Below are 25,031 nucleotides of genomic sequence, written 5' to 3' on the forward strand. Positions count from 1 at the left end.
GGAAGATGATCCTGCACCGCTTGATTCCGCCACATTCTATGACTGTATCTTACGTGTAATAGTGTCATGATGCGGAATTCCTGAAATTCCTGCAAATATACAGGCTTTGATCATGTAAAGCCTCTAAATGCCCTAAATTGCTGCAAATGTGCAGGCTTTCTCTAAGGATTCTCTTCAAACTAGTCTATTCCGAACAATATTCCTGCATTTTGGCAGGCTTTTATTCATCCTTTCATGGCTACTTTAAAAAAAACTGTATTTTTGCATCCTTTTCCTGATATCTTGCCTTTACACTGCTAAACAAGAAGCGTCCCTCAAAGTTATCTTAGATAACTTTTGGGACAGCCTCACTTATGAAGCTTATTTAGTTGTCCGCAGTGCAGCAAGCCCCAATGCCAGTGCCCCACATAATCCGGCTTGCTGTCCAAGGCCCGGGGGTACAATGTACTCATCTATGTGATCCAAAATTTCGCTTGCGCTCACATAGCCGTTCAGATTTTCCTTCACCGCATCCCTGATCAGTGGAAACAGTTGGGACTGCTGCATCACGCCACCACCAAGGATGACTTTCTCCGGAGAATTCAGGAGAATAGCTCCTGTAATAGATTGAGCCAAATAAAAAGCTTCTATCTCCCAAGCCGGATGATCCACTGGAAGCTCATGCCCTTTCAGTGTCCAGCGGGCCTCGATTGCTGGTCCGGCCGCCATGCCTTCAAGGCAATCTCCATGATAAGGACAAATGCCTGCAAAATCATCATTGGGATGCCTCCTTGGCAATACATGTCCCCCTTCGGGATGAACTAAACCATGGACGAGCTTACCCTCCGAATAGACGCCGATGCCGATGCCCGTTCCTATTGTGTAATACAGGCAACTGCTCAATCCCTTCGCTGCTCCCCAGGTAGCCTCGCCAAAGGCCGCTGCATTCACATCAGTATCCCAGCCGTAAGGAACATCAAACTCTCGCCGCAAGGTGCCCAAAAAGTCATAATTTTCCCAACCCGGCTTTGGGGTTGTTGTGACATAACCGTAGGTCGGACTCCCGTGACGGATATCGATCGGCCCAAAGGAACCGATACCAATCGCATCTACCTGCTTGTCTTTGAAATACGAGATCACTTTATCGAGCGTGATTTCCGGATGTTCTGTCGCAAAGCTAATGCTATCCCTAATCTCGCCTCGTTCATTCCCGATTCCGCACACAAACTTGGTTCCACCTGCTTCGATCGCTCCAATACGCATTATTAGACTCCCCTTCCTGAGCTTACTCCAAAACCTTATCAGACGTTGTCAAAGAATAAACCGACATTGAAGCAAGCAAGAGACGTTCATTATCTGTAGCCAGAGAAATCCCCATGGAATCACCATCCGGGAAAATCAGGTCGGTGATAACTGCCTGACCATGATTTGCGAATACTTCAACTGAAGAACGATCCACAAAAATGTGAAGATCGATCATCTCCCCCTGAAATTGAGTTTGCAGCTTTGCAGTTTGAATCCCGCTGAATTGTTCATGGAAATCTTGCAATCCGGACTTCGTCCGGTCCACATACAGCTCCCCGCGATCCGCATCCACGCCGACCACAGTCTCTACACGACCGCCCTTTCTCACCTTAAATGCAATGGATGTACCGGAGGCGAGTACAGTTTTCAGTTCATAACTCTCCAAACGTAAGGTGGATAATGCCTTTTCTGCTTCTTGAAGGGAGACATTTGTAAGCTCCAGTACCGGAACACGATTGTTTTCCAGTTCACGTACAGGCTTTTGCACCAAAGTAACACTGCCGTCTTTTCCCGATTGAAGCTCAATTTCCCGCGGGATTGTCATGGCGCCACGAAACTCCTCCGCCGGAGTACGGTTAGCATACTTCCAATTGCTCATCCATCCGATAAAGAGGCGTCTGCCATCCTCCGCCGGAATATCGGACCAGCTTACACCCGCATAGTTGTCCCTACCGTAATCCAGCCAGCGAATCTCTTTGGAATCCACGTCGGGAATAAACGTCAGACCGTCAAAATCACCGGTGAAATACTGTGTTCTTGAACCCTCGACATAGTCTTGAGAATCACCAACACTAACCAGCATCACCCATTTTTCTTTCGATGGGTCACCGTCGACATTCAGGGGGAATAAATCCGGACACTCCCACACTCCGCCATGGAAACCTATTCCAGTGCCAAACTCACTTCCGAATGTCCACGATTTCAAATCAGGAGAATGATACAAGCATACTGTCTGTCCGCAAGCCAGAATCATAACCCACCGCTGTGTCTGCTTGTGCCAGAACACTTTAGGATCACGAAAGTCAATGAAGGTATCATGTTTCAGCACCGGATTCCCTTCATACTTTGCCCAGGTTCTACCGTTATCCTTACTATACGCAAGGCTTTGGGTTTGGACAGGATGACTGCCTTTCTGTTCAAGATGATGCGTAAAAATTGCGACAAGTCCAGGTTCATTCTCAAAAAATCCAGTTGTATTATTCCAATCTACCACAGCGCTTCCCGAGAAAATCATGCCGTTCTCATCGGGCGCAAGTGCAATGTCAAGCTCCTCCCATACGACCAGATCCTTGCTGACAGCATGGCCCCAATGCATCAGTCCCATGGTCATTTCATAAGGATGATACTGAAAGAAAAGATGATATTCTCCTTTATAATACACCATCCCGTTCGGATCGTTCATCCACTTCTCTTTAGGTGAGAAATGATATAATCCTCTGTAAGTTTCCTTAATACTTGTAGTCATGGATATCTCCTCTCCTTTTCCTCACAATTCAGATCCGGCAGTATTATGCCAGCGATTGTTTCTATTTCTAAATGATTTTATTATTTAGTGGCCCGATCATAACCGGACTGTTTGATTTCAAGCCATTCCTGCAGCCCCAAACGGTCCAGCTCTTTCAAATATGCATCCCATTGCTGGTCGATCTTGCCGTTTTGGTACCATTCTGTGCGCATTCTCAATACATAAGCGAATAAATCTGTCTCAATAGTAGTCAGGCGATCAAGCTCTTCTATCGAGTTAAATACGCTAGGCATCACGTTTTCCGCTTTCATATGAGGGGCCATAATTTCCTTGACGATTCTCATTCTTTCTTTGGCATCATCCGGCAATGTGGTATATTTACCGTAGTAGCTGTCCAGAATGGCGAGCGGACCACCGACACTTGTTTTCTCTCTCAGCTCAACCGGTGCCATTCCGTTAAGGGGCAGATGCTTCAGCGTATTTTTCTCTGCATCGTACTCAAAAATGTTTTGCTGCTTGTCATCACCATAGGTTCCCCAGTTGTTCTGAACGGATTGAATCGGATCATACATTTGATCGACCCATTTTGCTGTCGCCTCCAGGTTTTTGTTAGCGCTCGTAATTACCATTCTTCCGCGATGGAAGCCGAGGGCGTTCGTCCGGGTGACGTTAATCTCGCCATCAGGGCCAGCTAATGGTGACATTACGTCATAGCTGTCATCAGCACCGGAAATATTCGCTTTATCCCATGAAAAGTAAAGTCCGTATTTATGATCCTTCCCTTTGGCAAGGTAAGTACTCCAATCCTGCGTATAAGCCTCCACATCGATAAGTCCTTCTTTATAAAGCTCATTGATGAATTTCACCGCATTTTTGTAATCTTCTTCAGCTGGTGTAAATACAACTTTGCCGTCGTTCGTTACAACTGCGTGATCCGGATTTTCTCCAAGGCCAAATGACGCGAACAGAAATGCAATGTCCTCAGCACCCGGCTTGTTAATAAAGGACAACGGAATCTCATCCGCCTGACCGTTTCCGTTCGGGTCCTGCGTTTTAAAGGCAATCAGCACTTTTTTCAGTTCTTCCGTCGTTTTTGGCATTTCTAGCCCAAGTTTTTTTAACCACTCCACATTAATCCACGGAACCGCATCCACAGCCTGAATGCGCTCTTTGCCGCTTCCGAGCTCCTCTATCCACGGAAAGGCGTAAATATTACCATCCGGCGCCGTTATCATAGCTTTGTATTCAGGTGCTGCCTCCAGCACTTTATTAAAATTCGGCATATATTGTTCAATGAGGTCATTCACCGGAATTATAGCCCCGTCCTTGGCCAGCTTTAAGAGCTCATAATCACCGTATCCCGCATCAAAAATCGCATCTGGCAAATCACCGCTCGCCATGGCGAGATTTCTTTTTTCCACAAACACATCCTTCGTGAAGTTCTTCCAGTTGATGTGAACGTTTGTCTTTTCCTCCAGACGCTGATTAATGAGCTTATCATTAGGATCAGAAGGAGCGAGTGCAGAACTCTGCGTCATAAAGTTTAACGTCACCTTCCCGTTCGGGTCTTGCTCCTTGCTGGCGGAACCCCCGCCTCCCCCGCTGCTGCATGCAGAAAGCAAGAGCATTGAAGCAATTACGGACGCTGATAAGGCCTTCAGGGCAAATCCCGGTTGTTGTTTGATCTTTGTCATGTTTTGACCTCCCATTTATGTGTGTATTAAAAAAATCTATGTGCAGTTGGCCTCTATTTAAGAGAACCAACCATGACACCCTTCTCAAAATATTTCTGGAAGAACGGATACATAATGACAAGCGGAAGACTGGATATCACGATGGCAGCGTATTTGATAATTTCAGACAAACGTTTCATTTCCGCCATAGCAAGCTGATCGCTAATCATGCCCGGATCCACCTGATTCTGTATAAGAATGGACCGAAGGACAAGCTGCAACGGATGCAAATTCGGGTTATCCAGATAAATCATTGCATCAAAATAAGAGTTCCATTGTCCCACAAAAGCATATAGCGCAAGGACAAAAATAATCGGTTTGGAAAGCGGTAAAACGATTTGAAAGAAAATTTTCATTTCCGAGGCACCATCCACATTGGCTGCTTCCTTCAATTCATTGGGCACCCCTTTAAAAAAGGTGCGTGACAAAATAATGTTCCATACATTAACGGCACCAGGGATAATAATCGCCCAGATCGTATCGAGCAATCCGAGATTTTTGACAAGAAGGTATGTAGGAATCAGCCCTCCGCCAAAAAATAGCGTGATCAGGAACAATGTCATAAAAAATCGGCGGCCTTTTAGTCGCTCATCCGACAAGGCATATCCCGCAAAAACAGAAACGATCACTGTTATAAAGGAAAAGGAGATGGAATACAGAACTGCATTGCCAAACCCCCGAACCATAGCCGGATTGGACAAAATCTTTTGATAGCCGTCCAAGGTCCAATCCGAAACTTTAAATGATAATCCGCGGCTAAGCAGCACGGAGGGGTCCATAAATGAGGCAACAACAATGTAAAGCAGCGGCAGGACCACAATAAGTACAGCCAAGGTCAACAGGATGGCGTTTAATGCAAGCAGAAAGCGATCCAAGCCGGAATGTTTGATAGGCATTGCATTTTGCTCCTTTCTTTAGTAGAGACCTTCGCCCTCGTTCAGTTTTTTGACAATGAAGTTCACAGTAACCAGCAGAATCACATTGATTACTGCGTTAAATAACCCAACGGCGGCAGAATAAGCATAATCACCCGATTGCAACCCAATTTTATAGACATAAGTGGGAATGATTTCGGAGGTCGGCAAATTCATGGACGTTTGCATCAGATAAGCCTTCTCAAAGCCAATCGACATAATCCCGCCTGCCGCAAGAATGAACACTATCGCCATAATCGGACGTAGGGTCGGAATATCAATGTGGCGAATCCTTTGGAACAGGTTAGCCCCGTCAAGGCTGGCAGCATTGTGCAACTCAGGGTCAACATTCGCCAACGCAGCCACATATATAATGGACGCCCAGCCTGCTCCCGTCCAAATATCCGACAAAATATATATCCATCTGAAATACTCTGGCCTCGACATGAACATGATCGGTTCGCCTGTTATCGAGGTGAACAACTGATTGATCGGGCCGGTTGGTGACAAAAAGATAAACAACATACCGACAACAACGACAACAGAAATGAAATTAGGGGCATACAGAAACAATTGAATATTTTTCTTCATCCTCGCTCTGCGAACCTGGTTTAGCATCAGCGCCAGCAGGATCGGTACAGGGAAGCCAAGGATCAGTCCGAAAAGGCTCAAATTAAGCGTATTCATAAAGATCAATTCGAAATTGGGCGAAGACAGAAACTTGTCAAAATGCTTGAAGCCTACCCATTCACTGCCGATGATTCCTTTAATCGGGCTAAAATCTTTAAAGGCAATAACTGCTCCATACATAGGACCATATTTAAATATCAAGGTCAGGAGCAACGCCGGGGTAAGCAATAAATATAGAAAATAGTGTTTTTTCAAATATTCTAACGGGCTTTGCCGGCTGTGATTTCTAAGCACCGTGCTGCCTTTAGCGGACTTAATCGAGTTTTGCAAAAGTTTGCCTCCGTTCTTTAATAAAGTTTACATTTGTCAATCGGAAAAGGCTTTCATAAATAGATTATTATTTCTGCATCCCCTGCTGTATTTACAATTTATCAAATCAATTATCATTCGTCAATACATTATGTAAAATTATTGTTGTGCATTTGACAATTTATCGGCCGCATTTTCTAGTAAAAATATTTACATTTTGGCGATCATTGTTTCATTTATCTTGATATTCGAAATAAAAATGCTTTTTTAAGGCTGCAAAAAACAAATATAAATTATTTTTTAGTAATATATGGATGTGATTGATGTGTATTTTGTAAAGTTTCGGTTTGCAAAATGTAAACTTAATTTCACATTTGTAATGTTCTTATTGCTATTTTGCGTAAACTATAATACATTTGAATGAGATATCATAAGAACAAGTCTACTTTTGTAGAGATGGTTCAGAACATAGATAGTAGAGGTGAAATTATGGCGAAAGAAAAGGTAACTATTCAAGACATCGCCGATGCTTTGGGAATTTCCCGAAACACTGCCTCCAAAGCGCTTAACGGAATTGAGAGTATTCCTGATGAAACCCGAAATAAAGTCATCAAAAAAGCGATCGAGTTAAAATATAAACAGTTTGCTTTTATAGAAAGTGATAGTATTTTGACCAAAAGCCCAAAAAATATTGCTTTATTAACCGAAAACCTGCCCAACACATCTCACTTTGGCTCCACCTTAATAAGTGGTCTGGAGAAAACAATTAGTGCAGAGGGCTATAATTTATCGATTCACATTGTTAGAGATTTTGAACAGAAATCCCTGTCATTGCCTAACAATTTTGATGAATCGAATGTTGACGGAATTATATGCATTGAGCTTTTCGATCTGGAATACAGTAATCTCATTACGAGCTTGGGCATACCCACCATTTTTATTGACTGCTCCGCTTTTATTTGTTATCCGGATTTTCAGGCTGATATCCTATTGATGGAGAATGAGCACAGTACATACCAGCTCACCAAAAAATTGATCAATGGCGGATATAAGAGTTTCGGGTTTATCGGGGACTACAACCACTGTCGAAGCTTTAATGAAAGATGGGCAGGCTTCAATCGCGCCCTGAACGAGGCAGGGATCAGACTTGATCTTGCCCAGTGCATCGTAGATGAGGACCGCTTGTTTTCCTCCAAGCCGGCATGGATGGATGAACGGCTGAAAGAGATGGATGAGCTTCCTGCCGCTTTTGTTTGTGCCAACGATTATATTGCCGTGAGCGTGATGAAATCGCTGAAGAACCTCAACCATTCAATTCCGCAGGATATTGTCATTTGCGGCTTTGACAACTGGCCAGAATCCATGATTGTCGAACCCCATTTAACAACGGTCCATATTTATAGCAACGAAATGGGGATCAAGGCTGCAGAAATGCTTCTTTCCCGCATCAACAAACCGGATCAACCTTATCAGGTTTCCCATATTTTTACCAAACCTTTGATCCGAGGAACCACTCCGAATCTCAGTTAAGCTTTTCAGAAGCCTGGGACTATTTCTTGCCATACTTCATGGCTAGAGGTAGTCCTGTTTTTGTGATCCTTGCAAAAGAACTGGTTAGAGAGAAATGATATTGGATTAAGCTAACGCATTAATGACCAATATGCTTCTGATTGACGAAATCCCGAATTTTCATTATGGTAGGTCTAGCTCAAAGCAATAGGAGAGGATCGATTTGAGAAAAGCTAAACTAGAGGAGATCGAAATCTTAAGAGGAATTGCCTTCTTGGCAGTAGTGATGCAGCACACTATCGCAGGTATATTTTATCAGCCTGGCCTCAGTCCTATGGCGTTAAACGTCGGTACAACGTTACTAGGATTGATCCGGTTTGCGGTTCCGTTATTTGTGTTTATCACCGGAGTCGTGCTGTTCTACAACTATGATGCCAAAGTGAACTATAAAGATTTTCTGCGAAAAAGATTCAAACAGGTTATTATCCCCTATCTGGCCTGGACTGTTTTTTATTATGCATGGGTCGGTTTTCTAAGCGGGGTCGAGGCAACAAGCACGTGGAATCAATTGGCTGATGTCATCCAGCTTGCTTTTACCGGAAAAGCCTCCTACCACTTGTGGTTCATGGTTATGATTATTCCGTTTTATGTGCTGTTCCCGTTATGTAAATTACTAATCTCTAAAAACAGGAAATGGCCGATCAACCTCGCAGTGGTTGCGACTATATTCGTTATGAATATGCTTCTGGTTTATGCACTATCCAAAGGTATGATTACGAGTGATAACCCTAATCTGGGATTTATCTTCAATTATTTGGACCGTAATTTTCTATTCTGGATCTTTTATTTCATGTTAGGTGGACTCGTGGGGCTATACTATGACCGCTGGAAGACCTTCGTGCATAAAACCTGGGTGTTCAGTTTACTGCTCTTGGGAATTTGCATGTATTATATCTGTGTCAAAATTTTTCGGATCAATGAAGGGGTCACCGATAACCCCTATCTGTTTAGCGCTAATGTAACAGCTCCGCTGAAGCCATTCATGATGGTCACTATTCTGCTTCTACTCGTTATGGTATTTTACTTGGCGGAAAAAATTGCAGCAAACCGGAGCCGTCCAGCGAACCTGCTAAGAACGTTTGGAAAATACTCTTTTGGTGCATACCTCATTCATGCCTTTGCTTTGAATATAGTGAACAATCTGGTTATCAGTTACTTAGGCGTGTTGGGAGCATTTGCGCAGACGATCATATCCTTCGTATTGTGCTCGTTGTTGAGCTTGATTCTATGCGTGGGGATCAGCAGAGTGAAAAGTTCGTTTGGTGAGGTGTTGGTGGGGAGGGTGTAGGAGTGGGGGAGACTTTCGGTAGTATAAGGGAAACGACTTCCCTTATACTCTCATATTCATTCCATTCTCGAAAAATAGAGAAGGCATCTCCCGCTATTCAAAAAGTTTACTCCGAATCTCCCCCCGCTTTTCTCGCAAACTTGGCAGCTGTCGCCAAAAATCAATCCAGGCTCCAAGCACCTTCGGTTCCTTCAACAGCATATAGCCGTGAACGGCCACCTCATATGCCAGCAACTGCGGCAGGCTTCTAAGCCAGCGATATCCTGACAAGTTTTTGTACATCATTTTATAACGGTTAATGAAAGAATGCCTGCGTACAAAAAGGGGCTGAGAGCTTCTGCTACCTTTTTTCCATCCACGTTTGTGGACTCCAACTGCATTAGCACAGTAATAAGCTTTCCAACCAAGTTGTCCCGCCCTCCATGCTACATCTACATCTTCCTTGTAAGCAAAAAAGTCAGCATCAAAGAACTCACCTTGAATAGAAATGTCTTCGATCATTTTTCTCGAGTACATTGCAGCTGCACCTGATACACCGAAAACTTCAGCTGAATCCATCCATTGATGGACAGGTTCTCCGGCTCCACGATCGAAGGCTCTCCAAATTTTATTTATTACTAATCCTGTACTGTCTATCGTCTCGGAAGAAGATTGAAGTATTAATCTACCTGTCGCGCTACCGGTCTCAGGATGTTGTTCCATATAGCTAATCAGGTGCTCAACATATGTCTCTCCAAGGACAACATCGGGGTTCAGTACCAGCACATAGTCCGTATTGGTGAGATGAATTCCTTGATTATGTGCAGGTGCAAACCCTGTATTCTGGACATTCTTAATAACTTGAATATGCTCACCAAACGGCTCAGCAAAGCTACGTACTTTTGATACTGTATGATCTGAGGAAGCATTATCGATAACAAGAATGCGTTCAATATGCCAGGTCTGCTGCAGAACAGCAGTCAAGCATTCTTCGATATCCTCAGAACTATTGTAGGTTACGATCTGTACACTGACTGTTGGGGTCATAGTTAATATTCCTTTTCCAATGTGATGAATTAAAAGAAAAAAAACACTATTGTTTAATAGTGTCCTTAATCTACTCTATTATAATAAAACAAGCCCCGTTTCTCTAGTCGGGTTCACTAACTAATCACTTTCAGCAGCTTGCAGTTCCTTCAAAAAATCCCGAAGCCCTTCTCTCCATGATCTTATATCCTTAAAACCATTCGTACGAATAGACAAATGCTCCATCACTGAATTCCGGGGTCTGGGTGCTGGTCTCGGGAAATCTTCAGTAGTGCATGGATTAACTTGAATTGAAAAAGATTTACCTATAGCCGCAGCCTCTTCAAAAATCGCCTGAGCGAATTCATACCAGGTACATTCTCCTGAATTGGAGGCATGGTAAACTCCGTACTTTTCTGTACTGATAAGCTCCAGCAAAAATCCCGCCAAATCAACGGTATAAGTTGGTGAACCTTTTTGGTCGTTAACAACGCTGATCTCAGGCTTTTCAAAGCCTAAGCGTAACATCGTTTTAACAAAGTTATTACCATAAAGGCCATACACCCAGGAAGTTCGCACAATGAAATACTTAGAGGACAAACTCTTGACTAATTCCTCGCCAGCTCTTTTGGACTTACCGTAAATGCTTTGCGGATTCGTATTATCGTACTCTTGGTAAGGTAGAGTTGATGTCCCATCAAACACGTAGTCTGTGCTGATATAGCAAAACTTAGCTCCAGTGCATTCCGCAGCTACTACCATATTTCTAGTACCTACTGCATTTACGGCATAAGCACTATCAATGTCACCCTCCGCCTGATCCACTGCTGTATATGCAGCACAATGAATGATTGCATCAGGTTTAAGATTGAGCACTTGATCCAAGCAGGCTACCTGATCCGTTATGTCTAATGTATCGCGATCACAGCCTATAACATTATGGTTAGCCTGCTCCAAAATATTCACAAGATCTTGACCGAGCTGACCTCTAGCTCCCGTTACCAGTACCCTCATTTGCCTTCACCCAGACGTTCGCCATATTGCTTCGCGTAATATTCCTGATAAGCACCGGATTGAATACGAGTCCACCAATCTTTATTTTCTAAGTACCAGGCAATAGTCTCCTTAATACCAGTCTCAAAGGAATGCTTCGGCTTCCAACCAAGCTCTGTCATAGTTTTAGTCGGGTCAATACCATAACGTCGGTCATGTCCAGGGCGATCCTTCACATAAGCAATCAGGGATTCAGGCTTACCCAGCTGTTCCAAAATGGTTTTGACGATGTGTACGTTCGTACGCTCGTTATTTCCACCAATGTTATATACCTCACCATTTCTTCCCTTATGAATGACAAGATCAATCGCACTGCAGTGATCCTCTACATACAACCAGTCGCGGATGTTTAAACCATCACCATAAATCGGAAGCTGTTCATCTGCCAGAGCTTTGGAAATCATCAATGGGATCAATTTTTCAGGGAACTGATATGGTCCATAGTTATTTGAGCAGCGTGTGATGTTTACAGGTAGCCCGAATGTCTCGTGATACGCACGAACCAGCAGGTCTCCGCCTGCTTTACTAGCAGAGTATGGACTATTGGGCTGAAGCGGAGTTTCTTCCGTAAATAATCCCGTTTCTCCAAGTGATCCATACACTTCATCCGTCGATACTTGGACGAATTTTGTAACATTATGTTTCCTGGCAGCATCAAGCAAAACTTGAGTACCCAGAACATTCGTTTTAACAAAAACATCCGGTTCAAGGATACTGCGATCTACATGAGATTCAGCAGCGAAGTTAACTACAACGTCGACACCTTGACCGATGAGCTCATTCATTTTTTGAACATTGGTAATGTCCGCTTTGACAAAGGTATGATTGGGATTGCCCTCGATTGATTTGAGGTTTTCCAAATTTCCAGCGTAGGTAAGTGCATCTACATTGATAATATGATAATCAGGATGCTGCTGTAACATATATAATACGAAGTTGCTGCCGATGAATCCGGCGCCGCCTGTGACGAGCAGTTTCATGGATGGTGACCTCCTAGTTCTAGTCGAAATTCAATTCCGCTTCCGCAAGTGTCGGATGACGGCGATCCTTGTCCGAGAGCAATGGCTCACTCACAGGCCAATCAATATTAAGGGCAGGATCATTCCATAATATGCCGCGATCGTTCTCTGGGGAATAGTATTCATCCACTTTATAGAGAACTTGGGTGTTTGGCACAAGGGTACAGAAGCCGTGGGCGAAGCCTTTGGGAACCAATAACTGACGTTTATTGTGCTCGCTAAGGATGACTCCAACCCATTGACCAAAAGTAGGCGATCCCTTGCGGATATCCAGGATTACATCGTAAATAGCTCCCGTAAGCACTCGAATTAACTTCGACTGGGCTTTAGGATTCAGTTGATAGTGTAATCCCCGTAAAACTCCCGCTTCAGCAGATAATGACTGATTGTCTTGAATAAAATTATATTTAACTCCAATTTGCTTCATCACTTCTTCATTGTAGCTTTCCATAAAAAAACCCCGGTGATCTCCGTGTACCACTGGTTCGAGTAAACAAGCGCCCTGGAGCTCTAAAGGAGTTATTTTCATAATAACATATCCTCCCTAATAGAAGATCATAATTTCAATTTACCGAATTCTTCACCGAACACTAAACTTTGAGCAAGTTCATTGGCTTTAGCCAGAGATGCATGTGTTCCCGCATCTGTCCACCAACCTTTAAGCACATCAAAGCTTAACTCTCCTCGTTCAATATATGCATTATTCACATCTGTGATTTCCAATTCACCGCGTGCCGAAGGTTTTAATGTTTGAATGATCTCAAACACCTTATGATCAAACATATAGATTCCTGTTACCGCATAATTAGACTTTGGCTGCTTCGGCTTTTCTTCAATCGAGACTATACGATCACCTTGAAGTTCGGGGACTCCGAAGCGTGTTGGATCTTGTACCTCTTGAATCAGAATTTTCGCACCGTTTCTCTGTTCACGGAAATGTGAAACATAAGGAGTAATATCATCCGAAAAAACATTATCACCAAGTATGACAACCATTTGATCATCTCCGACAAATTGCTCAGCCAAACCAAGTGCTTGAGCAATTCCTCCAGCTTCGTCTTGAACTTTGTAAGTAAAGGAAACTCTCATTTCGCTTCCACTGCCGAGTAAGCCTACTACATCGCCCATATGTTCCTTACCAGTAACGATGAGAATATCAGTGAGGCCCGCTTGTTTGAGTTTGTTTACACTATGAAAAATCATAGGATATTTGCCGACAGGAAGTAAATGCTTATTTGTAACCTTAGTTAATGGGTATAAGCGCGATCCTGTACCTCCGGCTAAAATTATACCTTTCATGTTACTCCACCTGAACCTTTTTTTTAGATTTAGTATTAAATGCCCAGTACTTATTCAATATAAAGTTCAAAATAGGAACGACAACTATTGAAATAATTTGACCGATCATATAATGCATGAGAAGAATATTTTCAAAAATAAAAAGTATGGTTATATTAACAAATAACCCAAATGAAGAAACAGTGGCGTATTTTATAAAAAACTTCAGGGTAATACTTCTTTTAAAAGTCAAAATACTATTTAAATAATATGAGATTAGTAATGACAACAAGTAACCAAATATAGATGATAACAGAGGATTTAATCCCGTTTGTTCAGTAAGTAACCACAATATACCGGTATGAATTACAGTACCAATTATACCTACAAACCCATATTTAAAAAATTGGCCTGACAGCAATCGCTTAATCTTGCTCATTTTTCTCGCATACTTCCATGATTTTTTGTTCCAACAAAGCATTTCTTTGTATTAGTTCCTTAACATTATTAGTTAGAATAGATATTTGTTGTCCCTGTCTTAATAACAAAATTAAGATAAACATCATAGCGCACAAAAATAAAAGTGAAGGTGGGTACTCAATACCCAATATGCGAGAAAACTGATCTATTACTTTAGGAAAGATAGAGAGAATAAAAACTACTACTGCTCCTAGCATCCAGAACATACTTTCCTTTTCAGAAAATAAGTTCTTCTTAACACGATTGTATACATAAAATATTACCAACAATCCTATTAAAGCAAAAAATATTCTAGTAATCATTGATCTATTCTCCTAAATTGAATATAATGTTAATAATTGGAAATTGTCCTTTGTTTGCTTATAAGTATAAATATGATCGCATAGAACATTTTTATCATGTACTTTATAGGTTTAATGAAACCACTATGCATACTTGTTCCAAATTCTCTATTTCTCATTTCCACTTGACACTCTGCTATACTGTACTTTTCAAGCAGCATTTCAATGAGTAAATTTGCATCTGGATACTCAGGATAATTGTTCATCTGAGCATACTTTTCAAATACAGATTTTTTCAACACTTGAAAGCCTGAAGTTGGATCTGTAATATTCACCTTACATATTTGTTTAATAATGCCACTAAAAAAATGAGTACCAATTTTTCTAAAAAAACTATGATTATACTTATTTTTTGTTTTGAATCTAGAACCTATAACTATATCTACATCTTGTTCCTTCAAAATATTTAGTAGCTTTTCTGCCTCTGATGCTATATGTTGTCCATCACCATCAAATTGTATGACAATTTCATAATCTTTCTCTACCGCATATTTAAATCCTGTTTGAAGAGCGCCGGAGTACCCTAGGTTAACAGGAAGTGAGACAACGACTATATCTTTAATTAACATCAACGTCTGTAACGTATCATCTGTAGAACAGTCGTTTACTACTAGAATATCTACATAACTCAAATCTTGTTTTATTTCATCAATAACATTAGCAATATTTTGCGCTTCATTATATGCTGGAATAATCAGAAGAATCTCCGACATAGTGCAGCTCCTTCGTAATTGTTTTTTTAAATTCTAGTTTTTTATATGTTTCTAATAATCCCTGTTCAATTGTAAAGCTCGGTTTCCAATTCAATTGTTTGAACATTTTTGAATTATCTAAGTAACTATCTTTTATATCACCTTCACGTGCAGGTCCATAGACAGGCTTAATTGAAGCGTTCGTTATTCTAGAAATCTTTTTAGCAACTTCTTTAATATTAACTGGGGTATTGGTGCTGACATTAAAAGTTTCATTATCGCCTTTATTCATAGCAAGAATATTTGCACTCACTATATCCTTAACGTAAATAAAATCTCTTGTTTGAGTGCCATCTCCATATATTATAGGGGTTTCGTTATTTAAATATTTGTTAAAAAATATTGATATAACTCCTCCTTCTCCTTGATAACTTTGACGTTCACCGTAAACATTTGCAAATCTTAATATTGTATACTTTATATTATTCATATTAGAAAATACTTTTATATAATTTTCAGGTGTATATTTTGATAGACCATAATAAGATATAGGTTTACTATCAAATTCCTCATTTATAGGTAGTTTCTTGGGGTTACCGTAAATCGCCGCCGAAGAAGCGTAGACAATTTTATTTACGCCATATTTGATGCATTGCTTTAGTATATTTATTGATCCATTAATATTAACATTTGCATCGAACTCTGGCATATTAATAGACTTCTGTACATCTACTTGTGCTGCTAAGTGGTACACTAACTCAGGACGAAACTCTTCAAATACATCACTTATCGTTTTATCACAAATATCAATTTCAACAAATCTAGCAGCTATATTCAAGTTTTCAATAGAACCCGATGATAAATTATCGACAACAACCACTTCATGCATTTCTTCTATCAGCCTATCCACTAAATGCGAACCAATGAAACCACACCCACCAGTGACCAGTATTCTCATTGAAAGTAATCTCCTCTTTTAATGCCTATTTAACAGTTCTATACTTATAAAGAGTTGCGCCTTCTGTCTTATAAACTGTATCAAATAAGCTCAGATCAACATTTTGCTCCTTAACCCAATTATCACTTGTCCCATGAATTAATACGATATATGAGTTTTTGTTTGGGTCTGATTTCCAAGCATTATAGTCCAATATATTGGGCTCGTACATTGCGGCTAGAGCAGTATTGTTATATTTAGGCCATATTTCTGTATATGAATAAAACCATAGCTGCTGTAACAAGTCCCCTATAACAGGTAAATATGAGTTTTCCCCCACATATTCATCTTTATTCGCTAAAATGTAGTCCATAAATTCCCGTTGCTCATTAGTATATATAATACTCATGTTTTTAGATACATCCTTATTAAACTTTTGTACTTTTGTGATATTTCTCTCAATTTCTATATTAAACAAATTATTTTTTTTTTGTATAGGTTCATCAAAAGCAATAGATGCTAATCCCAGAAAACATATAACACCTATATAACATATAAATAATGGTTTAAACTTCTCCTTCGTATAATTCAAGCCTATTGCAAATAGTAGGATAAAAATATTTTCTAACAAATAATAGTTTTTATAAAAATAATAAGAAGATGCTATTCCTAGCATACCAAATATAAAAATTACAATCGCATAACTAAAGTACGTGATTGAACTTGCAAGAATTAAAGATTTTTGTTTTTCTCGCAGTAAATAAAATAAAGCGACCCCAGAAAAAAGTAAATAGGGTTTAAAATCCGAATATAGTTCCCTATATATAAAACCTTCTGCTGAAATAGAACCAACACCCCCAGCTTCCACTGTGTGATTTAAAAAAACTAGATATACACAACCAAATAGAAAGGTAAAACCACAAACAATTAAATTTTCAAGAGTAGACATTCTTTTAATAACTGTTTGAATATTTAAATCTGGCTTTTTATATCCATCTTTCAATAAATTAGTGAGTACGAATCCCATTATTGCAGGTGGAATAAAATAATAATAAGCAAACATTAGCCCTACTAAATTTAAGGTGAGTAATACTATTCTTAGAGTACCTTTTTCTATTCTATCTGCTATGAAAATAAACGCTAACGCTAATAAAATACCTGCCATTTGGCTGGTAAAACCGAAAAGTATACTATTCATGTTATAGCCAATTGCTGTTGCGATACTCAAAATAGTAATTTGCAAATAATCAGTTTTTTTGGTTATACTTATATACATGTTATATATTGTGATTATTGTAAAAAAATAGAAAATGAAATTACTAGTGAGATATATTCCCAAATTCAAAGAGTTAGAGGTAGAAAAACTCATTAACAAACCTGTATTCACATAAGATAAAAAAGGATAGCTCGACATGTGCATATAGGAAATCATATCATTTATGCTTAGTAAGAGTCTTCCTGTATGAGAGAAGTACTTAGAAAACAAGTAATGTACAGAAGGATCTGTCGTAAGAAAGTTTATATTCATTGAAGAAGTGTACATATGAAAAAAAACAAAAATACTAAAAGCTAAACTTAAAATACAAACATATATATCATGCGTGGTAAATTTTAATTTTGATATTTTCAAGTCTATTTTTCTTTTTCTATATAAAGTAATTAAAAAAATAATTACTAAAACATTTATAATAGAAATTGTTACTCCAGTCGTTCTGATGTTAATCAAATCTAAAATAAGGCTACACAAGGCAATATAAGATAAATATGAAACAAATAAAACGTTAATTACCATTATGATTCTATCAATTTCGTGAGAAATGATAACAAATGCTATACTTAATAAAGCAATTGATGTTAACAAAAATAATATTAGTTGCATTGATTTACATCACCCTTTAATTGATTAGCGCTACTGTTGCTAGTATTTTTTTTAAACTTCAAAGCCTGTTTTTCTACTAGATGCCACGAAAAAAATGCAAACATTAAAGTTATTGGTAAGGAAATCATAAAATTAATAAATGGTGACGTTTGATTATTTAGTTTCCACTGTACAATTTGTTGAACAGGAAACGCATATATGTATATGCCATAGGAAAGGTCTCCATATTTGGATACTTTACTAAAAATAGATTTACCGTAAAACGCAAAAAATACTATTAAATAAGACCCGCAGAATAAAAAGGCACCTTTAAAGTTTCCTAATTGCATTGTTATAATCAAAACTACTATGCAACCAATTGCCCAAATGGGTTTTAATTTTATACTTTCACGGTAAGAATAAAAAATCGCTCCCATTAAAAAGTATAATATCAATTCTAAAAGGCTGCCCAATAAAAAACCATGTATATTAGTATTAAGAAGTTGCTGAGGAATGATGCTATTTAAAATAAATATGATAATAAATAATAAAAGTACACCTTTACCTTTTTTTATAAGTCCATAGTATCCTATAATTGCCAGTCCTATATAACATAGTATTTCATATGGAAGTGTCCAAATTGATCCATTAATGGCACTTGGATATACATTATTTTCAAACACCCCTGGTAATCCGTATTGAATACTTATTAGAAATGCATTATTAAAGTAACTCCATGTCGAATAATTTCGGAAATACTCTGATAATGTTAATGTTGTTAATAATGGTCCTAAAACTAATACTGTTAAAATTGTAACTATCCATATGGCAGGAAACAATCTTAAAATACGATTTAATATGAATTGTTTTAAATTTGAATGTTCATAACTCTTACTTATTAAAAACCCGCTGATTACAAAAAATATTGATACAGCAATTCCACCAAAGGTCCATTGTCCTCTAGAAATAGAAGAAAATAGTTCAGTTTGCTGCCCAGTAATCGGATAGCTGTGAGAAACGATTACTAAAACTGCTGCAATCAGCCTTATAAAATCCAAATTATTAGATCTTGAATGTATTTTCTCAATAAGCAACTCACTTTTCATTTATTCACCCTCACCATTTCAATCCTATTTCAGTATCTTTTTACCATAATAAAACAACTTGTTTTTCACTTTAAATAAAAGAGTCCTAAAACTCATTCCCTTAATCTTGTAAATAATAGTTGGTGGTTTCTCCATTAAATATTCCACATCTTTAAATATAGATGCCATATCAATTTGAAATTTATACTTCAGATTTTTTTCTCTTACGATAGATAAGTATTGATCAAAGAGAGCTTGCCTCTCAGTGTTATGACTTATATTAGACGGAACCCGATATAAGGAGGTTAGTTTCTCAACATATAGGAAATCATATTTAAAAGCATACCTCATCCATAAATCCCAATCCTCCAAAACTTCCAAATCAGGATCTATCCCCCCCAAATCCTCATATATTTGTCGATCAAATAAAACTGTTTGAATTGGAAAATAGTTATGATGCATAAGTACTAATCTATTAAAAGGTTGCCTATGTTGTACATTATGGAATATTTCTCTATAGATATAGGGTTCTCGAGAAACAACCTCTGTTGGTACTTCAAAGCTAATGGAATATGCTGCTTTACATTCAGGATGCTTTAAAATGCTAGATACTAGGACTTCCACATGATCCGCATAAAGCAAATCATCATCATCTAAAAAATTGAAGTACTTTCCTCGTGCTAATTCTAACGCCATATTTCCTACAATGCATCTTCCAACTTTATCATTTGTAGACTTGTAAACTATATTTAAATCTTGAAATTCTTCATGCAGTAAGCTTTCAGAAATCGGTGGGCCATCCTCGACAATAATCACTTCAATATTTTTATATGTCTGATTTCTAACACTAAGCAACGCTTCTCTAAGAACATTTGGTCTTCCACATGTACGAATTAATATCGATACTAAAGGAAAACCATCTGGTTGTTCATTAACATAAAAAGCTCCATCCCTATTAATCTCATAATCCCAAAGTTTAAAATCTGGTCTAAATTGACTTTTATCAGCCTTCCGCTTCCATTTTCTATATTTAACTCCCTCAAATGGACTTTTCAATAGTTTTTTTAATATTGTACTTTTATGGCTTTTAGCCGGTCCATTAATAAATAATAGGCCACTAAACATTACATGTCCCTTAATAATATCCTTAATACTACCAAACTTATAACGGAGCATCAGATTCATGTAAGTACTATTATAAAATTGGTTTGGTTTTACTTCTCCCGCGCTCATATAAGTGTAGTGGTGAACCACACTTTTAGGTACATAGTTTAATTTATATCCTTGGGCTCTAAATCTCCAACTTAGATCCACATCTTCACCATACATAAATATTCTTTCATCAAACATACCTATTTGTATAAAATAATCTCTTCGTACTAAGCAACACGCTCCACTGGACCAACTTGTTTCCATAGTAACAGGATTATATACCTTAGGATGTTCATATGGAAATTGCCTCGATTCCCATAACCCAACATTATCATCAGAACTATCAATTGCATTTATTAATTCAGTAATACAATTGCAATCCACCTCAGTGTCAATATTCAGAAAGAAAATATAATCCTGTTTTGTATGATTAACACCATAATTATTAGCCTTCCCGAACCCTAAATTCTTATCCAAAAAAAAGTGTTGATAGCCACCAAATAAATGTTTGTTTTCATAAGACTCTATTATTTTTCTACTATTGTCTTTAGAGTTATTATCTACGAAAGTAAGATACAATTTTTCTAAAGGATAATTCTGATTAGTCAAACTTTTCAATAGTCCTGAAATCCACTTTTCAGAATTATAAGAAACAAAAATTATGTCTATCGTACTCATTCTTATCTCCTTATGCTCACCACATAATTTATTTCATGTCATTATTTCTATTTTCCAGTTCACCTTCTAGCCACTTTATACCTTCATCCTTTTCTTTTAATTGAGCCTTCAGCCACTCTATACCCTCATCCTTTTCTTTTAATTGTGTCTTCAGCCACTCTATACCCTCATCCTTTTCTTTTAATTGTGCCTTTAACCACTCTATCCCTTCATTCCTTTCCAGTAACTGATTTTCTAACCACTGTATTCCTTTGTCCTTTTCCCCATTCGTATTTTCAAGCCAATTAATATATTTTTCTTTATCTTCAATTAGCATATTACTTTTCTTATAAGCATCTTTATAGAATGCAAGCTCTGCATAAGATATCATTTTATTGTTTGCTTGATCTCGCGAGTGCTGTCTATATTCAAGCAGGGGCTGATTTACCTTTTTAGCAAGCCACCCCTGACTTATCATTCTGGAAAATAAATTAAAGTCCTCTGGAACTGTACTCTCTTGAAGATATCCTCCTACTTCTTCAAAGGCCTCGCGTCTATACATTGAAGAACCATGTATAAAATTTTTTCCTTCTTTAATTGTTTCAATTGCATTTGTATCGAATTCCGGAAAATTAATGATATAGAATTCATTATATTTTATTGAACCCTTCCATTCTTCATTAAAACTATCATAGACAATGCGAGCTCTCGGACCAAATAGCGCAAAATCAGTATAAGCAATTCCAATTCTAGGGTTACAGTCTAATATCTCAGAAGTCCTTTCAATATAATCACTTCTGAAACGATTATCTGCTCCCAAAAAGCAAATATAATCTGACTTAGTTAAAGAAACTGCCTTATTAAAATTCTGGACAATCCCCAAATTTGTTGGATTTCTATTAAATTTTATAAGGTCAGGATACTTTTCAACGTAAATTGAGGCAATTTCTTGTGTATTATCTTCAGAGCAATCATCAGTAATAAGAATTTCATCTGGCAGAAATGTTTGTCGCAATACTGATTCTATTGCTTCTATTAAAAAGGAGCCATAGTTATATGAGGCAATAATTACTGCAGTGGTCTTCTTTTTAAAGTTGCTATCATTTTTAACTAAATAGTATTCTCCATTATAAGTGAATCTTTCATGTACATGAATCTGGGTGTTCTTCAGAAGATTTTCTAACTCATTCTCGACTAAAACACTTCTAACTTTCTCCGATATAATAAATTCAAAGGGATAGTTAAACTGATTGCAAAGAAACACAACTGCCTTCAAATCAGTCTCTCCTGTAATGTTAATAAACAAAACTACATGATTAATATTAAAAGCATCATAATTCGAAAATGGAACAATTTCTTTTGTCCTTAATTCGAGAAGTTGCTTATATAATTGATCCATAGTTACTTGACAGTTATCATTACTTTCATAATAAACTCCCTCGTATTTAAGGATCATTTGATATACACCTCTAATTTATAAATGTCATTCTCATTATCAAAATAAAGTTGATTCTTCAGCAAGTAGGGGAACCTCATTCTATAGTAATCATCAACATGACATGTAATTACAACCCCATTTTCATTTAATATATTGTCGATAATCTTATATATTAAATTGCATGAACCGCCTATATAGGGTTCATATAACACCTCAGAAAATAGAACAAGATCATACTTAGAATTTTTTTCATCTATAAGATCAAACAGGGAGTGTTTGGAAAATTCCACATTCCTCGTACAATTTTCATCTGCCTTTTGTATAACAGCATCCGAAATATCAATACCCAAGATATGATTACCTCTTATTTTTTTAGTTATATATCCATCGCCGCAGCCGATATCTATCACATTGTCAAAACTTCTAAAACTGGACTCTGCTATAATAATATCCCTTTTATCATTTAAAAATTTTGCATATTTATCAGAATCGGTTATAGAATTTTGAATATTCAAATAATCATTAATAGCATCAATACCCATTATCTATCCTCTCCCAACCTAAAGCAAAGTTACATCCATTGGGATCCCCATCAATGACCATCTGGTCTGATTCGGTGGATCGTTACTTTTGAAAAGAGCAACATTGTCAATTCGATCAAAAAACTTGTTAGTTGGAATATTATCTACTAATAAAATTGTAAAAGTATAATAACCAGACCTCAGATAATTAGCAAAACTGAACTCTATAATATTTAACTTGTTTGCTCGAACATTTTTAATATTTATGCCCTCATACCTAGTGTTCGTTCCAACTAATTCAACCTGATTTTTGTCTCTTACATGCATACCAACAACAATTTCATCTAAATCTATTTTTGAAATTACTTCAATTCTTAACGTCATTTTCTGATTAAAATCAAATTCATTACATGGTTCCCCTTTAGCGTTATAAAGAGCACAATATTGAACTATAGCCTCACCAGTTCCACTTCTAGTATTTGAAACTGCTTCGGCGAATTTTTTTGCCGCCTTAGAAGATTTGCTTGCACTTTCAATAGGATGTATATTGTTTACTCTATTCAGCAATCCTTCATTACTACGCAAATCATTAATATATATATCTGAAACAGTCCCAGCGTCGCCCTCAAGTTTTATTTTTCCATTTTCTATATAAATGACTCGATTACATAAAGACTTAATTGCTCCTGTATCATGGCTAACAAACAAAATTGTACAACCTTGTTCCATCAAGTCACGCATTTTTTTCATACATTTGGCCTGAAATGCCGCATCTCCAACACTCAAAGCCTCATCAATAATTAGGATTTCTGGTTCAACATTAATAGCAACGGCAAATGCCAAACGTGCAAACATACCACTTGAATATGTCTTAACTGGTTGGTATACAAAGTCTCCTATATCAGCAAACGCTAGTATTTTACTGATTTTTCTATCCATTTCCTCCTTTGAGTAGCCCATAATTGTTCCATTAAGGAAAATATTTTCCATCCCTGTATACTCCGGATTAAAGCCCGCACCCAATTCAAGAAGAGCTGAGACTTTGCCATTTACAACAACTGAACCACTAGTAGGCTGTAATACTCCCGTTATCAACTTTAATAAAGTCGACTTTCCAGATCCATTTTTTCCAATAACCCCAACTATCTCCCCTTTACTTACTTTGAAACTAACTCCATCTAATGCCCTGAATTCTTTATGCCACTTTTTTTTACGAGGTAATATAGCCTCTTTAAGGCGGTCTGAGGTCTGGTTGTAGAGTTTGTAAATTTTAACTACATTCTCCACACTAATTATTGTATCATTTTCTTCCATATTACCATCTCCTAAAGTACATCCGCGAAATGGGGCTTCATTCTTTTATATAGAACTATCCCTGTACCTGTTAATACACAAATTAGAGTCCAAAAGTATATCGTAAGATTATAATGATGCCAAAATCCAACATGGTGAATTAGTGAATCACGATAACCCTGAACAATATAAAATAAAGGATTAATTTTGAAAAAAAACTGGTATTTTTCTGGTACAATATCGAACGACCAAAAAATTGGTGTTACCCAAAATAACACCTGTAGTATCATAGTAATGAACTGCGCTATATCCCTGCTAAAGACTACAAGTGTAGAAGTAATAATTGTAATACTAAATACCAATGCTACGGTTGCTATTAAGTAATATAAAATTTGAAAGTGGTATACACTTGGTGATACTCCATAGCTATATGTTAGAACAAGTAAAATGACTATAAAAAACAGATGAGCGAATAATGAAGAAACTATCTTAACAATTGGTAACAAACTGATTTTGAACACAACTTTTTTTACTAGGTAGCTATTTTCCAAAAAAACACTCGTCGTATTATTAATTGCATCAGAAAAAAAATACCAAGGAACTATGGCAGCCATTAACCACAATAAAAATGGAAAATCATCTATTGGCATATTCCTAAATCCCAGTTGAAACACAACCCAATAAACTAGAATCATAAATGCAGGCTGAATGAAAGCCCATAGTACACCGAGATATGATCCCAAGTACTTCGATTTAAAATCCTTAAGAGATAATGCAACAATCATATTTTTACTTTTGTACAAGCTGAATATGCTATTAAAAACCTTCTTAATTAAAACCATAACGATCCTTCCTTGATTCCAAATAGAAACCCCAACTGCTTTAATAAATTCATATTAAATATGCATTAAGTTAAAATATCCTTGTATCTTACTAAAAAAGTTCAGGAAACTTGTCTAGTTTATACGGTAAGCAGGTGAAAAGATAGAGTAATGACGAGAATAATCTTTCACTGTTCAAATTAATGAGT

General features: G+C 37.7%; 23 protein-coding genes. 2 read left to right on the plus strand and 21 right to left on the minus strand.

The genetic code is table 11. The features are described from left to right. Window positions 1-360 precede the first annotated feature (360 nt). The 5 genes from BLS49_RS20570 to BLS49_RS20590 form a co-directional block, all read right to left on the minus strand. On the minus strand, window positions 361-1,242 hold the full coding sequence (locus BLS49_RS20570; protein WP_091235272.1) for an ROK family protein: 882 nt from the start codon (window positions 1,240-1,242) through the stop codon (window positions 361-363). A 22-nt stretch (window positions 1,243-1,264) separates the two neighbouring features. Continuing rightward, window positions 1,265-2,749, minus strand: coding sequence for a glycoside hydrolase family 32 protein (locus BLS49_RS20575; protein WP_091235274.1), 1,485 nt, complete (start codon window positions 2,747-2,749; stop codon window positions 1,265-1,267). 80 nt (window positions 2,750-2,829) lie between these two features. Beyond that, window positions 2,830-4,377, minus strand: a complete 1,548-nt coding sequence (locus BLS49_RS20580) for an ABC transporter substrate-binding protein (RefSeq protein WP_425432167.1) — start codon at window positions 4,375-4,377, stop codon at window positions 2,830-2,832. 119 nt (window positions 4,378-4,496) lie between these two features. Further along, window positions 4,497-5,378 (minus strand): carbohydrate ABC transporter permease, encoded by an 882-nt coding sequence (locus BLS49_RS20585; protein WP_091235278.1) that lies wholly within the window; start codon window positions 5,376-5,378, stop codon window positions 4,497-4,499. Window positions 5,379-5,396: 18 nt separating this feature from the next. Then, window positions 5,397-6,320 (minus strand): ABC transporter permease, encoded by a 924-nt coding sequence (locus tag BLS49_RS20590; RefSeq protein ID WP_425432168.1) that lies wholly within the window; start codon window positions 6,318-6,320, stop codon window positions 5,397-5,399. A gap of 504 nt (window positions 6,321-6,824) precedes the next feature. On the opposite strand from BLS49_RS20590, the gene BLS49_RS20595 reads away from it, so the two are divergent. Together BLS49_RS20595 and BLS49_RS20600 are read left to right on the plus strand one after the other, a co-directional pair. Beyond that, complete coding sequence (locus BLS49_RS20595) at window positions 6,825-7,865, plus strand: LacI family DNA-binding transcriptional regulator (RefSeq protein WP_091235280.1); 1,041 nt, start codon at window positions 6,825-6,827, stop codon at window positions 7,863-7,865. 202 nt (window positions 7,866-8,067) lie between these two features. Continuing rightward, window positions 8,068-9,192: an acyltransferase gene (locus BLS49_RS20600; RefSeq protein ID WP_091235282.1), complete on the plus strand. Its 1,125-nt coding sequence runs from the start codon at window positions 8,068-8,070 to the stop codon at window positions 9,190-9,192. Window positions 9,193-9,285: 93 nt separating this feature from the next. Here BLS49_RS20600 and BLS49_RS20605 read toward each other — a convergent pair whose 3' ends face one another. The 16 genes from BLS49_RS20605 to BLS49_RS20680 all read right to left on the minus strand — a co-directional run bounded on the left by BLS49_RS20605 (window position 9,286) and on the right by BLS49_RS20680 (window position 24,843). After that, on the minus strand, window positions 9,286-10,218 hold the full coding sequence (locus BLS49_RS20605; RefSeq protein WP_091235285.1) for a glycosyltransferase family 2 protein: 933 nt from the start codon (window positions 10,216-10,218) through the stop codon (window positions 9,286-9,288). Between the two features lie 120 nt (window positions 10,219-10,338). Further along, window positions 10,339-11,211 (minus strand): dTDP-4-dehydrorhamnose reductase, encoded by an 873-nt coding sequence (gene rfbD, locus BLS49_RS20610; protein ID WP_091235287.1) that lies wholly within the window; start codon window positions 11,209-11,211, stop codon window positions 10,339-10,341. After that, window positions 11,208-12,230, minus strand: a complete 1,023-nt coding sequence (rfbB, locus tag BLS49_RS20615; RefSeq protein WP_091235289.1) for a dTDP-glucose 4,6-dehydratase — start codon at window positions 12,228-12,230, stop codon at window positions 11,208-11,210. Before rfbB ends, rfbD begins: the two co-directional genes overlap by 4 nt. A gap of 19 nt (window positions 12,231-12,249) precedes the next feature. Next, a complete protein-coding gene (gene rfbC / locus BLS49_RS20620; protein ID WP_091235291.1) occupies window positions 12,250-12,798 on the minus strand; it encodes a dTDP-4-dehydrorhamnose 3,5-epimerase in 549 nt (182 codons plus the stop codon). A gap of 26 nt (window positions 12,799-12,824) precedes the next feature. Further along, window positions 12,825-13,568, minus strand: a complete 744-nt coding sequence (locus BLS49_RS20625; RefSeq protein WP_091235293.1) for a sugar phosphate nucleotidyltransferase — start codon at window positions 13,566-13,568, stop codon at window positions 12,825-12,827. A gap of 1 nt (window position 13,569) precedes the next feature. Beyond that, entirely contained in the window at window positions 13,570-13,986 is a 417-nt protein-coding gene (locus BLS49_RS20630; protein WP_175471492.1) for a GtrA family protein, read from the minus strand. Further along, a complete protein-coding gene (locus BLS49_RS20635) occupies window positions 13,973-14,329 on the minus strand; it encodes a DUF2304 domain-containing protein (protein ID WP_091235297.1) in 357 nt (118 codons plus the stop codon). The genes BLS49_RS20630 and BLS49_RS20635 overlap by 14 nt, the downstream gene beginning before the upstream one ends. 29 nt (window positions 14,330-14,358) lie before the next feature. Continuing rightward, window positions 14,359-15,081, minus strand: a complete 723-nt coding sequence (locus BLS49_RS20640; RefSeq protein ID WP_091235299.1) for a glycosyltransferase family 2 protein — start codon at window positions 15,079-15,081, stop codon at window positions 14,359-14,361. Next, on the minus strand, window positions 15,047-16,018 hold the full coding sequence (locus BLS49_RS20645) for an NAD-dependent epimerase/dehydratase family protein (RefSeq protein WP_091235301.1): 972 nt from the start codon (window positions 16,016-16,018) through the stop codon (window positions 15,047-15,049). Before BLS49_RS20645 ends, BLS49_RS20640 begins: the two co-directional genes overlap by 35 nt. Window positions 16,019-16,043: 25 nt before the next feature. Further along, window positions 16,044-17,876 carry a hypothetical protein gene (locus tag BLS49_RS20650; RefSeq protein ID WP_091235303.1) on the minus strand — a complete coding sequence of 611 codons (1,833 nt, stop codon included), beginning with the start codon at window positions 17,874-17,876 and terminating at the stop codon, window positions 16,044-16,046. Continuing rightward, window positions 17,867-18,961: an acyltransferase family protein gene (locus BLS49_RS20655; RefSeq protein WP_091235305.1), complete on the minus strand. Its 1,095-nt coding sequence runs from the start codon at window positions 18,959-18,961 to the stop codon at window positions 17,867-17,869. The genes BLS49_RS20650 and BLS49_RS20655 overlap by 10 nt, the downstream gene beginning before the upstream one ends. 24 nt (window positions 18,962-18,985) lie before the next feature. Beyond that, window positions 18,986-20,770: a glycosyltransferase family 2 protein gene (locus BLS49_RS25545; RefSeq protein WP_091235307.1), complete on the minus strand. Its 1,785-nt coding sequence runs from the start codon at window positions 20,768-20,770 to the stop codon at window positions 18,986-18,988. 28 nt (window positions 20,771-20,798) lie between these two features. Further along, complete coding sequence (locus BLS49_RS20665; protein ID WP_091235309.1) at window positions 20,799-22,205, minus strand: glycosyltransferase; 1,407 nt, start codon at window positions 22,203-22,205, stop codon at window positions 20,799-20,801. After that, on the minus strand, window positions 22,202-22,729 hold the full coding sequence (locus BLS49_RS20670) for a methyltransferase domain-containing protein (RefSeq protein WP_091235311.1): 528 nt from the start codon (window positions 22,727-22,729) through the stop codon (window positions 22,202-22,204). The genes BLS49_RS20665 and BLS49_RS20670 overlap by 4 nt, the downstream gene beginning before the upstream one ends. A gap of 18 nt (window positions 22,730-22,747) precedes the next feature. After that, complete coding sequence (locus BLS49_RS20675; protein WP_091235313.1) at window positions 22,748-24,022, minus strand: ABC transporter ATP-binding protein; 1,275 nt, start codon at window positions 24,020-24,022, stop codon at window positions 22,748-22,750. Between the two features lie 11 nt (window positions 24,023-24,033). Then, entirely contained in the window at window positions 24,034-24,843 is an 810-nt protein-coding gene (locus BLS49_RS20680) for an ABC transporter permease (protein WP_091235315.1), read from the minus strand. Window positions 24,844-25,031 lie beyond the last annotated feature (188 nt).

Source organism: Fontibacillus panacisegetis (genome assembly GCF_900102215.1).
Taxonomy (GTDB): domain Bacteria; phylum Bacillota; class Bacilli; order Paenibacillales; family Paenibacillaceae; genus Fontibacillus; species Fontibacillus panacisegetis.